Annotated in this window: 14 protein-coding genes and 1 rRNA gene; 7 read left to right on the top strand and 8 right to left on the bottom strand. The window is 34.6% G+C overall.

Annotation, left to right across the window (positions count from 1 at the left end; all coding sequences use genetic code 11):
- Positions 1 to 92, top strand: a 5S ribosomal RNA gene (rrf, locus tag BUE22_RS23460); the annotation flags it as partial.
- A gap of 47 nt (positions 93 to 139) precedes the next feature.
- Positions 140 to 589, top strand: coding sequence for an acyl-ACP--UDP-N-acetylglucosamine O-acyltransferase family protein (locus BUE22_RS23455; protein WP_244152496.1), 450 nt, complete (start codon positions 140 to 142; stop codon positions 587 to 589).
- Positions 590 to 594: 5 nt separating this feature from the next.
- On the opposite strand, the gene BUE22_RS23450 is transcribed toward BUE22_RS23455, so the two are convergent.
- The 8 genes from BUE22_RS23450 to BUE22_RS23415 all read right to left on the bottom strand — a co-directional run bounded on the left by BUE22_RS23450 (position 595) and on the right by BUE22_RS23415 (position 9,629).
- Positions 595 to 1,701: a pectinesterase family protein gene (locus BUE22_RS23450; protein WP_073398380.1), complete on the bottom strand. Its 1,107-nt coding sequence runs from the start codon at positions 1,699 to 1,701 to the stop codon at positions 595 to 597.
- A 79-nt stretch (positions 1,702 to 1,780) separates the two neighbouring features.
- Positions 1,781 to 3,088, bottom strand: coding sequence for an L-fucose:H+ symporter permease (gene fucP, locus BUE22_RS23445; RefSeq protein WP_073398379.1), 1,308 nt, complete (start codon positions 3,086 to 3,088; stop codon positions 1,781 to 1,783).
- A gap of 121 nt (positions 3,089 to 3,209) precedes the next feature.
- Entirely contained in the window at positions 3,210 to 3,653 is a 444-nt protein-coding gene (locus BUE22_RS23440; protein ID WP_073398381.1) for a MaoC/PaaZ C-terminal domain-containing protein, read from the bottom strand.
- Between the two features lie 163 nt (positions 3,654 to 3,816).
- Positions 3,817 to 4,896 (bottom strand): Gfo/Idh/MocA family protein, encoded by a 1,080-nt coding sequence (locus BUE22_RS23435; RefSeq protein WP_073398378.1) that lies wholly within the window; start codon positions 4,894 to 4,896, stop codon positions 3,817 to 3,819.
- 71 nt (positions 4,897 to 4,967) lie between these two features.
- Positions 4,968 to 6,194, bottom strand: a complete 1,227-nt coding sequence (locus tag BUE22_RS23430) for an ABC transporter substrate-binding protein (RefSeq protein WP_073398377.1) — start codon at positions 6,192 to 6,194, stop codon at positions 4,968 to 4,970.
- Positions 6,194 to 7,333 carry a CaiB/BaiF CoA transferase family protein gene (locus BUE22_RS23425; protein WP_073398376.1) on the bottom strand — a complete coding sequence of 380 codons (1,140 nt, stop codon included), beginning with the start codon at positions 7,331 to 7,333 and terminating at the stop codon, positions 6,194 to 6,196. The genes BUE22_RS23430 and BUE22_RS23425 overlap by 1 nt, the downstream gene beginning before the upstream one ends.
- Before the next feature lie 5 nt (positions 7,334 to 7,338).
- Positions 7,339 to 8,484 carry a CaiB/BaiF CoA transferase family protein gene (locus BUE22_RS23420; RefSeq protein WP_073398375.1) on the bottom strand — a complete coding sequence of 382 codons (1,146 nt, stop codon included), beginning with the start codon at positions 8,482 to 8,484 and terminating at the stop codon, positions 7,339 to 7,341.
- Positions 8,481 to 9,629, bottom strand: coding sequence for an ABC transporter substrate-binding protein (locus BUE22_RS23415; protein ID WP_073398374.1), 1,149 nt, complete (start codon positions 9,627 to 9,629; stop codon positions 8,481 to 8,483). Before BUE22_RS23415 ends, BUE22_RS23420 begins: the two co-directional genes overlap by 4 nt.
- Before the next feature lie 342 nt (positions 9,630 to 9,971).
- Between BUE22_RS23415 and BUE22_RS23410 the strand changes: the two genes are divergently transcribed.
- From BUE22_RS23410 to BUE22_RS23390, 5 genes are all read left to right on the top strand, one after another.
- Complete coding sequence (locus tag BUE22_RS23410) at positions 9,972 to 10,736, top strand: SDR family NAD(P)-dependent oxidoreductase (protein ID WP_073398373.1); 765 nt, start codon at positions 9,972 to 9,974, stop codon at positions 10,734 to 10,736.
- Positions 10,737 to 10,916: 180 nt separating this feature from the next.
- The gene (locus BUE22_RS23405) at positions 10,917 to 11,771 is read left to right on the top strand and encodes a fumarylacetoacetate hydrolase family protein (RefSeq protein WP_073398372.1); all 855 of its coding nucleotides are present in this window, start codon (positions 10,917 to 10,919) and stop codon (positions 11,769 to 11,771) included.
- 215 nt (positions 11,772 to 11,986) lie between these two features.
- Positions 11,987 to 13,000, top strand: coding sequence for a zinc-binding alcohol dehydrogenase family protein (locus BUE22_RS23400; protein ID WP_073398371.1), 1,014 nt, complete (start codon positions 11,987 to 11,989; stop codon positions 12,998 to 13,000).
- A 53-nt stretch (positions 13,001 to 13,053) separates the two neighbouring features.
- Complete coding sequence (locus tag BUE22_RS23395; protein WP_073398370.1) at positions 13,054 to 13,851, top strand: SDR family oxidoreductase; 798 nt, start codon at positions 13,054 to 13,056, stop codon at positions 13,849 to 13,851.
- A gap of 6 nt (positions 13,852 to 13,857) precedes the next feature.
- The gene (locus BUE22_RS23390; RefSeq protein WP_073398369.1) at positions 13,858 to 14,688 is read left to right on the top strand and encodes an amidohydrolase family protein; all 831 of its coding nucleotides are present in this window, start codon (positions 13,858 to 13,860) and stop codon (positions 14,686 to 14,688) included.
- Positions 14,689 to 15,235 lie beyond the last annotated feature (547 nt).

The following is a 15,235-nucleotide window of genomic DNA, read 5'->3' as shown; positions in this document are numbered from 1 at the left end:
GGGGCTCACCTCTTCCCATCCCGAACAGAGTAGTTAAGCCCGCCTGCGCAGATGGTACTGCAGTTATGTGGGAGAGTATGTCGTCGCCTTTCTTTGAAGAATCCTCATCATTTATTTGATGGGGATTTTTTGGTTTATAATGAGTTTTTTTCTACCATACTTACATCTTTCCGTTGGTAATAATTGCATTATTGGGTTTAGTGTTGGAATGGCTGGTGAAGTTATTGTTGGCGATTGGGTAAACATTAGTGGTTTAACTGCCATTCATCAATTTTCTATTATTGGAGAACATTCCATGATAAGCGGGTTAAGCCGTGTTGTAAAAGATATTCCGCCATACATAACTGTCGGACGTGAGCCTTTAAGTTATGTGGGTTTAAATCTTGTGGGTTTGAAAAGAAGAGACTTTAGTTTAGAAAAGATAAATGAGTTGCAAGATATTTATAGAGTTCTTTTTCAGGAGAAAAGAAATACAACTTTTGCTTTAGAGTTTATTGAAAATTCATTTGAGAAAACGGTTGAACGTGACAAAATTATTGATTTTGTGAAATCTTCAAAAAGAGGAATTATAAAAGGTTTTAATTATTGATGTTTTTATTCAAATCCTTTTTCAAAAACGGAATCAGCTGTTTTAATTTTTTTTGATGACAATATAGATTTACATTGTTCATTTTCGATTATGGGATTCCAATCTTCTTCAAGTTTGTTGGCTGTAGTTGTATTTGCTGCAAATATTTTTTCTTTTGTGTATTCTGAAGCTTCTGTTTTATTTAATTGAAGTGACCATGAAATGCGAGCTTTTGAATTATAGCCTGGGCCATAGCAGTCATATTCAGCATAAAAAGTAGTTTTCCAATTATTGTATGCTTTATGTTCTGGATCTTCGGACCATACTGACCAGCCTTCGGGTATAATATGTGATTCTTCAAAACAATGAATGAAAACTACATTGGCACCTGCTCCCCATGGTCTTCCTAGAGAAACACTTTTAGTAGCCTCGTTCGGATATGCCATTATAACACAATCTTTAAATACAAAACCAAATTTGTTTTTACCAACATCCTGATTACTGGCTGTGATGTACGAATCTCTTTTGCTTTGTATAAAACAGTTTTCAAATAAAGCGATACCCGAGCCAAAAATAAAATCTGTAGTACCGTCAATGATACAATCCTTAATATATGTCCTTTTGTTTGCCTTTAGATAAAAAGTGTCCTGAAAACCGCTTATTTTGCAATTGTGAAAAATTGATCGGTCACCATTTACCATTAATGCTACTGCCTGACCACCTTTTTTATATTGAGGCAAATTACTGTCTATTGTATTTTCGAAAGTGATATTTTCAGCATAAAAATTATTTGCTTCGATCAGAGTACTGAATGATTTGCTTGTACCTCCTGCAATTTCTGCATAATCATCATAAGTAAGAATAGTGTTTTTATAAGATTCTCCAAGTAACATTACATTTTGCTTGGCAGAATTTAGCTTTATTTTTTCTTTATAAACTCCAGCTTTCACATAAATAATAGTCCGTTTTAAACTATTATCAGGAACAGCATCAAACGCATCTTGCAATTTAGTAAAAGTTCCACTTCCATCTTTAGCAACAATAATGTCGTAAATCTGTTTGTTTTTTTGTGCAAATAATGTACTGTTCAAAACAAGTAGAAGTAGAGAAGTGGTTTTAATTATCTTTTTCATTTTGGGTACAAGAATTTAATTATAAAAGAATTCCCAAGCTGATCTAACTTGGGAATTATAGAAAATCAAAAATTAATTATTAAGAAACGACATTTTTTACTTTATGCCCAAACACTCCAAAATAAAGAATGATAACAAAGCACAACAGTGGAATAATATAGCCGGATTGGATGTCATCGTGCTTCATATCAATTAAAGTTCCCATTCCATATGGCAGGATCGCACCACCTACAATTGACATAACCAGCCATGAAGATCCAGTTTCTGTATTTGATTTTAAGCCAACCAATCCTAGTGAAAAAATAGTTGGAAACATAATTGACATAAAAAATCCAATTCCACCAAGTGCATAAATTACGTAAATTCCAGTTCCGTAAATTGCTACCAAACAAAGGAAGATACTAATAACACAATAGATTGAAAGCAAGACATAATCCTTCACGAACTTCAAAAAGAAAGTTCCAATAAAACGACCAGTCATAAAAAGGAAACCATAGATACCCAAATAATATCCGGCTGTTTTTTCATCTAATCCTGCTCCTTGCTGCGCAATTCTAATAAAAAAACTGGTAATACAAACTTGTGCGCCTACATAAAAAAATTGTGCAACAACTGCCCAACTTAAATGCGAAAATTTTAAAACAGAGAAAAAACCAGGTTTAACTTCAACTTCTGTGTGTTGTGGTTTCATCGAAGGTAAATGCATAAAGTAGAATAATATAGCTACTAAAACCAAAACACTTCCCAAAATGATATAAGGTAACTTTACAGCAGAGGCTTCTTCTAATAAGTAAGCTGCTTTTGTAGCATCCGGCATTGCGGCCATTTGTTCTGGTGTATGTGTTTTTCCGGATAAGATAAATAACGAACCAACAATTGGTGCAACCATTGCCGCTAAGCCGTTAAATGACGCTGCTAAATTCAATCTTTTTGAAGATGATTCAGCGGGGCCTAAAATTGCTGCGTATGGATTTGCGCTTGTTTCTAAAATGGTCAATCCACATCCAATTACAAATAAGGCAAACAAAAATAATTCGTAAGTTCTTGTATTTGCAGCAGGAACAAATAGAAAAGCACCGGTAGCAAAAACTAGTAAGCCGGTAATAATGCTATTTTTATAACCAAATCTTTTAATCAGCATTCCTGCGGGAATCGCCATTATAAAATAAGCAAAAAACACAGCAGTGTCAATTAAAGTAGATTGGCGATTGTTTAATTCACATGCTTTTTTAAGATGCGGTATTAAAATAGAATCCAGATTATGTGCCATTCCCCAAAGGAAAAATAAGCTGGTAATTAAAATAAAAGGCAATAGATATTTATTTCCCGTTCCTTTTTCTGAAGTTAAGACTTCATGTTGATCGCCCGATTGGTTGGTTATTTGCATAGTTAGTTTTTTTGCCACGAAGGCACAAAGTCACAAAGTTTTATTAGAATTTTTCTTTGAGTTTTGTGTCTTTGTGAGATTGTTTTAATGTGTTGGCTTAGTATCTTAGAAGCTCAGCAACTTAGTTACTTTTTTTAACTAATAATAAATGATCGCATACTAGAACCACTTCACCACGTTGATTGATAATTTCTACGTGTTCTGTAACGGTTCCCATATCTGTTTTTTTGGCTTCTCCTTTTTCAGAAATTGTAATTTCAGAATGGATAGTATCACCAATATGAACTGGTTTTACAAATCGCATTCGATCGTATCCTTTAGAAAAAGCTTCAGGATTTATTTCTGATGCGGTCAGGCCGATTCCAATACTAAAAACCATAGTTCCGTGCGCAATGCGTTGTCCGAATGGCTGTGTTTTACACCATTCTTCATCCATATGATGCGGAAAAAAATCTCCGGTATGCCCAGCGTGAACCACAAAATCGGTTTCGGTAATTGTTCTGCCAAAAGTGACGCGTTTATCGCCAATTTGATAATCTTCAAAAAATGTTGATTTGAAATACATAATTTTTTTGTTTTCACCATATAAGTGATATAAGTTCATTTAATACTTTGCGTCAAGATTAACAGACTTATATTAATTGCATGGCTTATTAATTTTTTTGATTGTAGCTTATATGATTTTAAGTTTTTGTCTGCATAAACTGCGTTAAATGAACTTATATAACTTATATGGTGAAATATAATTCATTCAGAGACACTCCACCGCTTTCGTTACTTATATAGCAGGCTTCAACTACTTTCATCGTATCTAAAACATCTTGAACGCTTGCTAATAATTTGGTGTCAGAACCTTCTTTGAAGCGCATTAAGTTTGACATTGTTCCGATGAAAGCTTCGGGAAACCAAGAGCCTTCCAATTCGATTTTTTTCCATTCATATTCGCCATTTTCATTTTGTAATGAATATTCAAATTCGTCTGGCAAACCATCGGGATAATTCATTAATAAACCCATTTTTGCTTTAATAGCACCTTTTGTCCCTTCCCATTTAATATAACTTTCTTCGTGTTTTGGTCCAAAATGATGATCGTGATTCGTATTAATTACCACATGTTTGTCTTCACCATAATCTAAAATAATAGTCGATCGGCTTGATGATAATTTTTTCAAAGGATGTTTGGCTGTTTTTGCCATCACACTTTTCGGATTTCCTAAAAACGAGCGAATGCAATCGATATAGTGAACACTATGAAAAAGAATTTCTAATCTGGGATGTTCCTTAATAAGCGGAAACAACTCCCAAGGCGTATTTACGGTAACTTTAAATTCTAAATCATATAAATCTCCAATAATTCCTTCATTGATTAAATGTCTTGCAGCGCTTACAAAAGAGGCAAAACGCAATTGAAAATTGATTCCGGCAACTAATTTTTTCCTTTCACAAACGGCAACAATTTCTCGGGCTTGCGCCAAATCATTTCCCATAGGCTTTTGAATAAGCACAGCCGCACCATCAGGAAGTTGTTCTAAAATTTCAATGTATTGATCAGGTAGCACCGTAATATCATAAACAGCATTTGAAGGTGCATTTTTTACAGCATTGGAAACATTTTCAAAAACATGCTCAATTTTAAACTGTTTTGCCAAATCGTGTGCTTTAGAAATAGTTCTGTTTGTAATGCCAAAAACGGTAAAACCCGCCATTTCATAAGCAGGCAAATGGGCATCTTTCACAATTCCGCTTGCGCCAATAATAATAATGGGTTGATTCGTTTCCGGTAATTTAGGTTTATATGGAATATTCATATTTAATATTTTTAAGTTCGCTTGGTAATCTTTGTCAAAGTTTAAACTTTGACAAAGATGTCACAACGCGATTAATTCGCTATTTTTTCAATATTGTTCTGAGTTTCTTCTAATAATTTTTCTGATGCAATATCACTTTCAATTGCCTTCAAAACCATTTGATCTATTAACTCTGCTACTTTTGGCCAAACCGGAGTTTGAGGTAAAGTCAATGCATTTTCATGAAGCATTTCAAGTTTATGATAAAATGGAATAATTTTATTGATATCCTCATCATTCCAGGTTGATTTTCTACAGCCAATTCCGCCTTCATTGGTCAATAATTTATCGCTTTTTGGCGAAGTCGCAAATCGTAAAAAATCATAAGCAAGTTCTTTCTGTTTACTTCCAATGCCAATCGTATACAACCAATAAACATTCAAAGAAGCAGTTTTGTGATTCGGATCGGAGGGAAGTTCCGCAATATCAACTTTGCCTTTTACCTTCGATTCTTCAATTACTTCGCACATCGATGCAAAACCGAACCAGTTAATGGTCATCGCAGCTTGTCCTTCGGCGAAAACCAAACCCGCTTCTACTGAACCAAAACTTCTTGATTTTGGATGAACTGCATTTTTATTATTTACAATATTTCGATAAAAATCTAAAGCTTCAATTGCCGCAGATTGATTAATGTTGATTTTATTTTGATGATCTAATAACGATCCGCCTCGTGTCCATAATTGCAGGCAAAAATCAAAAACCATATTGTGACCATCCGGATAATTGGCAAAAACACAACCGTATAAATTCTCTTCTGGACGATTAAAAAACTCTGCTATCTGAACAAATTGTTTCCATGTTTTTGGAGGATTTAATTCATAGCCAAATTGATTTTTGAAGTTTTGCTTTTCAGTAAAATCTTCAAATAAATCTTTTCTAAAAATCAAACATTCCGGTCCATCATGAAAAGGAAGTCCGTAAATACTATTTTTTATTTTCTGCAATTTTAATAACGATTCATGCCATCCTTCAGGATAATCCTGCGGAGGATTTTGATCGATAAATGATGTTAAATCCAGAACCGCTTTTTCATTTACAGCATCAAAAATCCAGTCGGTATTAATGTGGGCAATATCCCAGGTTCCATTTTTTAAACCTTTATTAGTTATGGTTTGTTCATAAAGGTCATGCAATTCAAGAGGAATCATTTCGGCTTCAGCCTGAATGTTATTCTCCAGGCAAAACAAATCCCATAACTTTTGAAGAGTACTTTCAAAAGGATCAAATTTTCTAACTGCAATTCTTATTTTCTTCATTATACAGTTATAAATTCTTTAATAATCTTTTCATTATCCTGTCCTAATTTCGGTGAACCTTTTTCCGAAGTCAAATATTCGCCGTCAATTTTTATCGGACATCTTGTAGTTTGGTACGAATATCCATCCAGCATTTCAACCTTCTGAGTAAAGTCTAAAACTTTAAATCCTTCTTCGGCAAAAAGCTGTTGATAGTTCAAAACTCCTGCACACCAAATATCTGCAGGTTCTAAAATATTCAGCCAAAAATCAGTATTCTGAGTTTGTAAATGTTCTGCCAGAATATTTTTGATTTCATCTCGTAAATGAAATTTATTTTCAGGGAATTGTAATAATGCGTCACATTTTAAAAGCGAAGCCAAAACAGGAATCGAGCCCATTGCCAAAGCCAAATAACCATTCTTAGTTTTATAAATTCCGTAAGGCGCGCCCAAATAAGCATGCGCATTATTGGTTTTGGTACGAACGGGTAATTCACCGCCATCATTAAAAAAAGTAGTAATGGTTTCAAATTGAAAATCAAAAGCAGATTCTAACATACTTACCTGAACAGAAGCTCCGACATTTTGTGTCGCTTTTCGATATAGAGCCGCTAAAATTCCCTGAGCCAAATGTGCTCCGGCCAACATATCGACAATCGATAATCCCATTGGTACAGGGCCATCTTCCTGATTTCCACTCAGCCATGTTAAAGCTGTCAAGGATTGCAATAATAAATCTTGTCCCGGTAAATCTTTTAAATCCGGATGAGTGCCAAAACCAGAGATCGATCCATAAATCACATTTGGATTTATTGCTTTAACTTCTTCATAACTCAATCCAACGCGTTCCATAACGCCCGGTCTGAAGTTATGCATGACAACATCGGCTTTAGCCAATAATTTTTTTAATTTTTCGAGTTCTTCGGGTTGTTTAAAATCAATGGCAAATGATTCCTTATTTCTGTTAATCGTATGAAAAACAGAAGATTCTCCGTTCATAATTAAATCAGAAGTATATAAAGTTCTGCAAATATCTCCCGTTCCCGGTTTTTCAATTTTTATAACGCGCGCGCCCAAATCAGCCAGGCGTAAGCTCGCCGACGGACCAGAAAGAAACTGGCTAAAATCTACTATTAAATAATCTTCTAATGGCTTCATTTCTTTTATTCGCTTAAAAATTGTTCATGTATTTTTATATTATCTTCTCCAACCGAAGGAGCAGCTTTTTTACTAGTTAAAATTTTTCCGTCAAGCTGAATGGGACTTCTTGTAGTAACCAATTTTTCTCCGGCAGAATTTTGAATCGTTTGTTTCAATTGTAATTCACTCACAAAAGATTGATTGTCCAATTCTTCATAATTGAGAACTTTTCCACACCAGATTCCTTCTTTCTGAAGCAAATTCAACCAATAATCGGCTGTTTGCGTTATTATTTTTTCAGCTAATAAATTTCTGATTTCGTCTCTAAAAGTAAACCAATCCTGTTTATCAGAATATTTGGTTAGATCGACTCCCAAAGTTTTTCCAATGAAAATTAAATCACCCATTGCAAGGGAAATATAACCGTCCTGAGTTTGATAAACTCCGTAAGGTGCGCTCAAAAAAGCATGTGCACTTCCTTTTACATCGCCTCTTTCCGGTAATTGTCCGCCATCATTTAAGAAAGAAGTAATTGCTTCAAACTGAACATCCAAAACAGATTCTAACAAACTAACTTCTACCAAAACACCTTTTCCGGTTTTGGCTCTTTTCAATAAAGCCGATAAAATTCCCTGAACAAAATGGTTTCCGCACATTAAATCGGCTACAGCCAAACCAAACGGAACCGGCCCCTGACATTTTCTACCGCTCAACCAGCTTAATCCGGAAAGCGATTGCAATAATAAATCCTGTCCGGGTTTCTTTGCCCACGGACCAATATTGCCGTAACCTGTAATCGTTCCGTATATTATTTTCGGATTAATAGTCAGGGTTTCATTAAAATCCAATCCTATTTTTTCCATCACGCCCGGTCTGAAATTATGCGTCATAATATCAGCTTTGGCAATTAATTTTTTGATTAGAATTAAATCTTCCGGGTTTTTAAGATCGGCCGCAAAAGATTCTTTATTTCTGTTAATCGTATGAAATAATAAACTGCTGTCGTCAACAAAAAGGTCTTTAATACTCAATTGTCTACAAGCTTCGCCTTTTATGGGACGTTCAATTTTAATAACGCGCGCGCCTAAATCGGCTAATTTTAATCCCGCAGAAGGCCCTGCCAAAAACTGGCAAAACTCTAATACAACTAATCCTTCTAGTGGTTTCATGCCGTTATTAAATTTAGAGATTTCGCATAAAGCGAATTCATTACTTCTAAAACCAAATTTTCATCTCCACCTTTCATCAAATAATCACGAACTACATCGCCCGCATGATCCTGAAAATACATATGTCCGGAATATCTTGGACGAAGAAAAGCTCTTTCTAAAGTCGGTAACGTATTTTTAAAATAATCATGAGTTAATGAATTGATTCGGTCACTTTTCCAAGCCTTAAGATGTCCGGGTTGTCCGCCATTATCAGCAAAAATATTTTGTTGCGTATGAGATGATCCCGTAAATTCAGCATATTGAATAGCTTCAGGAATGTGTTTGCTGAAAGAAGAAACTGCCAATCCGGTTCCGCCCAAAGAGCTAATCATTGCATTATTATTCAAACGAACTAAGTCATAAAAATGAAGTAATTTTCTACCGTATCCGGTTCTCGAATAATTAGAATATCCGTAAGCAAAAGGGCAGTAGGCAATTTCATCTGAATTTACCATTGCCTCATAAACCTGAATCGGGTTTCGGTTAAAATTTGCCGGATCAATTAATTGTGCTAATTCTCTAAACATTTGCAAAGCTTTTTTTCCTGTTTCGGGAGAAATAACTTTTTCTGTCGATTGAAAAGGAGCTTCACCCAAACTACAGCAAAACATATAAAAACTCATTAAAACATCCACCGGAATTCCGGCAAAAGCAACCAATCCTTTTTTGGCAAGAGCCAATAAATCATCATAAGTTTGCGGCACTTTTAATCCGTCTTTTTCTAAAATATCCAAGCGAGCCGCCGCAACCGGAGTCGCTGCATCAATAGGCAATGCCCATAATTTGTCGTTAAAAACGTAACTTCCGTAAGAGCGTCCAACGGTATTTACTTCCTGATCTTTTATATATTCTGATGATAAATAATCTGATAAAGGCAAGATGCTTTTTGAGTGCGCACCAAAGCCTGTCCACGGATGATCGATTACAAGCAGATCAAATCTTTTTGCTAAATCTTCGATCGAAGCATCTGCAAATTCCTGTAAACTTCTTTTCTCCCAGGTAATTTCAACTCCCGGATTTAATTCTGTAAATCGCTGAGCCGTAGCAACCATTGGCAATAAACCTCTTGTATGATTCCAGGTTATCCCTTTTAATATCGTCATTTTTGGTAAAATTTATATGGATGGATTTTATTCGAAAAATAATAAATGTAAAAAACACAATTACAAAAATAGAAATAAGATTGAATTGAACAACAGTTGATGACTTTATTAACACTCATTTTTTGAAGTATGTTAATCTTAATGGTAATTTTTTTACAAACGGTGTAAAAAATGTTATAATTTATTAAAGTTTACTCATTTTAGGGCATTCATATGAAAATATATCTCAAATATTAATATTAAAATATACTTTTGTAATTGTGGTTTTCACATTTATTAAATTGAAATGATTTTTTGAATGTTAGAGCGACATCAAATACTAAATGACTTAATAATTATAACATGTTTTCATTAAAAAATAAAAAAGCAGTCGTAACCGGAGGAGGCAGCGGAATAGGAAGAGCAATTGCAACTTTGTTCGCCAAACAAGGTGCAGAAGTTCACATTATAGATTTAACAATCGAAAGTGCGAAAGAGGCATTAGACGAAATTTTAAATTCTGGAGGCAAAGCTTTTTCTTATGCCTGTAATGTGGCAAATCAGGAAGAAGTAGTAGCAACATTCGAAAAAATTGGCAACATTAATATTCTGATAAACAATGCCGGAATTGCACATGTTGGAAAAGTCGATACAACGCCAGCAGTTGATTTTGATCGCGTTATGGATGTCAATGTAAAAGGAGTTTACAACTGTTTGTTTGCGGCGATTCCGCAATTCAGACTTTCAAATGGTGGTGTGATTATCAACATGGCATCTATCGCGGCGTGGGTTGGTATTCCGGATCGCTTTGCTTATTCTACAGCAAAAGGCGCTGTTATGGCCATGACATTATCTGTTGCAAAAGATTATATAGGAGAAAATATTCGTTGTAATTCTATTTCTCCGGCAAGAGTTCATACGCCATTTGTTGATGGTTTTATTTCGAAAAACTACGCAGGTAAAGAAGCAGAAATGTTCGAAAAATTGTCACAATCACAACCAATCGGCAGAATGGGAAAACCAGATGAAATTGCAGCTCTCGCATTATACCTATGCAGCGACGAAGCCGGATTTATCACAGGCTGCGATTACCCAATCGACGGTGGATTTATCAAATTAAATAATTAACAAAGTTGCTAAGAGGCTAAGGTTCTAAGTTGCTAAGATTTTTAGCCTTAGAGCTTTATCAACTAAGAACTTAAAAAAACAAATAATTAACAAAGTTGCCAACAACTAAGCAATAAATTCTAAGCAAAAAAACTTAGAACCTTAGCGACTTAGTGCCTTAGTGGCTAAAAAATAAAAGATATGAAATTAATACGTTTTGGAGAAATCGGAAAAGAAAAACCAGGAGTTTTAATTGGTGAAAAGAGATATGATGTTTCGTCAATTGTAACAGATTTTAACGAAAGTTTTTTTGAAGAAAACGGTTTAGAAAAATTACAAAAAGCATTAGAAAGTAATCCGACTTTACCAGAAGTTGATGCAAATGTACGTTTAGGTTCTCCAGTGGCGAGACCTTCAAAAATAATCTGTATTGGTTTAAATTATGTAGATCACTGTAAAGAAACTGGTGCGCCAATTCCAACAGAACCGATTATCTTTTTTAAATCGACGACTTCATTATGCGGTCCCGACGATGATGTAATTATTCCTAAAAACAGTGTAAAAACAGATTGGGAAGTAGAGCTTGCATTTGTTGTAGGAAAAAAAGCAAGTTATGTTGAAGAGGCAGAAGCTTTAGATTACGTTGCAGGTTACGCTTTATTGAACGATTACAGCGAAAGAGAATTTCAAATTGAGCGTGGCGGACAATGGGCAAAAGGAAAAGGTTGCGACACTTTTGCACCACTTGGACCCTTTTTGGCGACAAAAGATGAAGTGAAAGATGTTGATAATTTATCAATGTGGCTTAGTGTGAATGGTAAAAAATACCAGGATAGTAACACGTTGAATTTAGTTTTTAAAATTCCGTTTTTAGTACATTATCTAAGTCAGTTTATGACATTGCTTCCTGGCGACATCATTAGTACAGGAACGCCTCCGGGAGTTGGTTTGGGAATTAAACCAGATCCAATTTACCTAAAAGCCGGCGATGTTGTAGAATTAGGAATTGAAGGTTTGGGAACAAGTAAACAAACAGCAGTAGCATACAAAAAGTAATTATAAACTTCGTTGGGCGTAATTATTTTAACACATAGAAATATAGATTTTGGATTCTCAAAAGGCGTTTTACTAGTTTTAATAAATCCCGATAGCTATCGGGACTATGTGTGGAAACTAGTTTCTTTTATCTTCTTTTTGCAAGAAAAACCTATGTTTCTATGTGTTTAAATTTTTATGAATTGTGCTTAATGAGTTAGTTAAAAAAATCTAAGATGAAATTTATAGTATGTGAAAAACCACAAGAATTTATTCTGAAAGAAAAACCAATTCCTGAACCAAAAGAAGGAGAAGTTTTACTGAAGATAAAAAGAATAGGAATTTGTGGTACCGATATTCACGCTTTTGGAGGAACACAGCCTTATTTTGAATATCCAAGAATTTTAGGTCATGAACTTGCTGCAGAATATGTAAAAGGAAATGCCAAAGGTTTTGAACCCGGCGATAAAGTAACTTTTATTCCGTATTTCAACTGTGGAAAATGCGTTGCCTGCAGAAATGGATTAACTAATTGCTGCGTAAATATTAAAGTTTTTGGAGTACATATTGATGGCGGAATGGCAGAATATGTAACTATTCCGGAGCAATATTTACTTCACGGTCAAGGACTTGATTATGATCAATTGGCATTGGTTGAACCATTAGCAATTGCAGCACACGGAGTTCGAAGAGCAGCAGTAAAACCAACAGACACTGTTTTAGTAATGGGCGCCGGACCAATTGGTATCGGATTAATTCAGTTTGCTAAAATAGCCGGAGCAAAAGTAATCGTGATGGATATCAACGAATACAGATTGAATTTTTGTAAAGAGGAATTGAACGCCGATGAAACTATAAATCCGTTGCATGATGATGTCGCTCAAAAACTGACAGAAATTACAAACGGTGATATGGCCAATGTTGTGATTGATGCAACTGGAAACAGAAATGTGATGAATAGTGCTTTTAATTATATTTCGCACGGCGGAAGATTTGTTTTGGTTGGACTTCAAAAAGGAGAATTGAGTTTCAGTCATCCTGATTTTCATAAAAGAGAATCGACTTTAATGAGCAGCAGAAATGCGACTATTGAAGATTTTGAATATGTAATGGATTGCTTGAAATCAGGAAAAATTGATCCGAAAAAATACATTACACACCGAACCAATTTCTCAGAAATGATTACTGATTTTGGACAATTAATTGATCCGAAAAATAATGTAATTAAAGCATTGATAGAGATAGAATAATATTGAGTTTAAAAAATTCTAACTATTGATAAAAACTTAAATAACCACAAAAAATGGATTTAAATTTAAAAAATAAAATAATCGTTGTTTCTGGTTCTGCCGGAAAGCAGGGAAGTATTGGAGAAACGATCCTCAACCGAATTGCTGATGAAGGTGGAATTCCGGTAATAGTGGACAGAAACAGCAGAGGATTTGGTTATGCAGAAGCAATTCAGAAAAAAGGAATTGATGCATTATTTGTACAAACAGATGTTACCAATCCTGATGAAGTTGAAAATGCCGTAAAGAAAATCATTGAAAAATACGGAAAAATCGACGCAGTTATCAATAACGTTGGTGTAAATGACGGCGCAGGTTTAGATGCTACTTACGAACAGTTCATGGATTCTTTGAAACTGAATGTAGTAAGTTATTTTTTATTGGTAAAATATGCACTTCCATACCTAAAAGAATCAAAAGGAAATATTCTGAATATTGGTTCAAAAGTCGCTTTGACCGGGCAAGGCGGAACTTCTGGTTACGCTGCTGCGAAAGGTGGAGTTTTAGGACTAACCAGAGAATGGGCGGTAGATTTAATTCAGTTTGGAATTCGTTCGAACGCCATTATTATTGCTGAAAGTTATACACCGGCATACGAAGATTGGATTGAGACATTACCCGACGGCGAAGCTGTTTTGAAAAAAATCAATAAAAGTATTCCGTTTGAGGGAAGAATGACCAAAACTGAGGAAATTGCAGACACGGCACTTTTCATTGTTTCAGATCGTTCATCGCACACAACAGGACAATTTGTTTTTGTTGATGGCGGATACGTGCATTTAGATCGCGCATTAATCAACGATGTAAATTAAAAAAGCATGAATAACCGAATTGATGCACATCAGCATTTCTGGAAATTCGATCCCGTAAGAGATAGCTGGATAGATGAATCGATGCAGAAAATTCAAAGGGATTTTTTGCCCGAAGATCTTTTGCCATTACTTCAGGAAAATCAGTTTTCAGGTTGCGTCGCCGTTCAGGCAAATCAGTCCGAAGACGAAACTAATTTTTTAGTAAATCTGGCAGCAAAAAATGATTTCATAAAAGGAGTTGTGGGTTGGGTAGATTTGCGTGGTGTAACAATCGAAGAACGATTACATCATTTTTCTTCGAATAAAATAATTAAAGGATTTCGACATGTTGTTCAGGGTGAATCTGATGATTTTATGTTGAGAAAAGATTTTCAAAATGGAATCTCGGCTTTAAAACAATTTAATTTCACCTACGATATTCTTATTTTTCATCGGCAATTACCGGCTGCGATAGAATTGGCAAATCAGTTTCCGGATCAGCCTTTTGTGATAGATCATATTGCGAAACCTGATATTAAATCAGGCGATATTTTGTCCTGGAAAAAAGGAATTCAGGAAATTTCAAAAACAGAAAATGTCTTCTGTAAAATCTCAGGAATGGTCACAGAAGCCGATTGGAAAAATTGGAAAACTGATGATTTAAAACCTTATTTAGATGTTATTTTCGAAAATTTTTCTGCAGATAAATTAATGTTCGGATCAGATTGGCCGGTTCTCAATGTGGCTTCAGATTATACAGAAGTTGTAAAAACCTTGGAAGATTATATCGCTCAATTATCTGTCGAAAATCAGAATAAAATCTGGTATGAAAATGCCAAATCATTTTATAGGCTTTAATTTTAAAGTGATAATTTTAAACAAAGTGCTTTCAAGTTGATGAATTTGAAAGCACTTTTTTTTGTTTTTAGCAATTAATTTTTTAGAATTTCGATAGATGAAGTCTATTTTAAATTCATTTCAAAAAACACTTTTCCTAATGACTTTAATTTGTTTTTTGAATGGTAAAACTTTATAGTTTCTGCCTAATTTTCATGTAATTACGAGTCTTTTTTGGATTGCTTTTTTAAAATACTTTCCTCCTTCTTTGTACGATATTTTGTTGTTAATATTTAGTTTTCAGTTGAATACGTTCTTTTTCATAAAGGATAGTACAGGATAGTTATGTTTTTTACATTCTCTTATTTTACACAACAAGATTACAACCAAAACAATTATAGATGTCGAATACAAATACCAAACATATGAATTTTAAGCACGTGAGCTACCTTTGGGATGAAGCCAAAGCAGCAGCCTTGGCAGGGGATGAAGTAGCGCTTTTCATTTATCGTTCTAATTTACTTGGAGCCGATTTAAGATTGACTAATTACGGAGGAGGAAATACTTC

This window comes from Flavobacterium pectinovorum (assembly GCF_900142715.1).
Taxonomy (GTDB): Bacteria; Bacteroidota; Bacteroidia; order Flavobacteriales; family Flavobacteriaceae; genus Flavobacterium; species Flavobacterium pectinovorum.
Note: the sequence above shows the minus strand (reverse complement) of the source record. Positions and strands in the feature narration are given on the sequence as shown.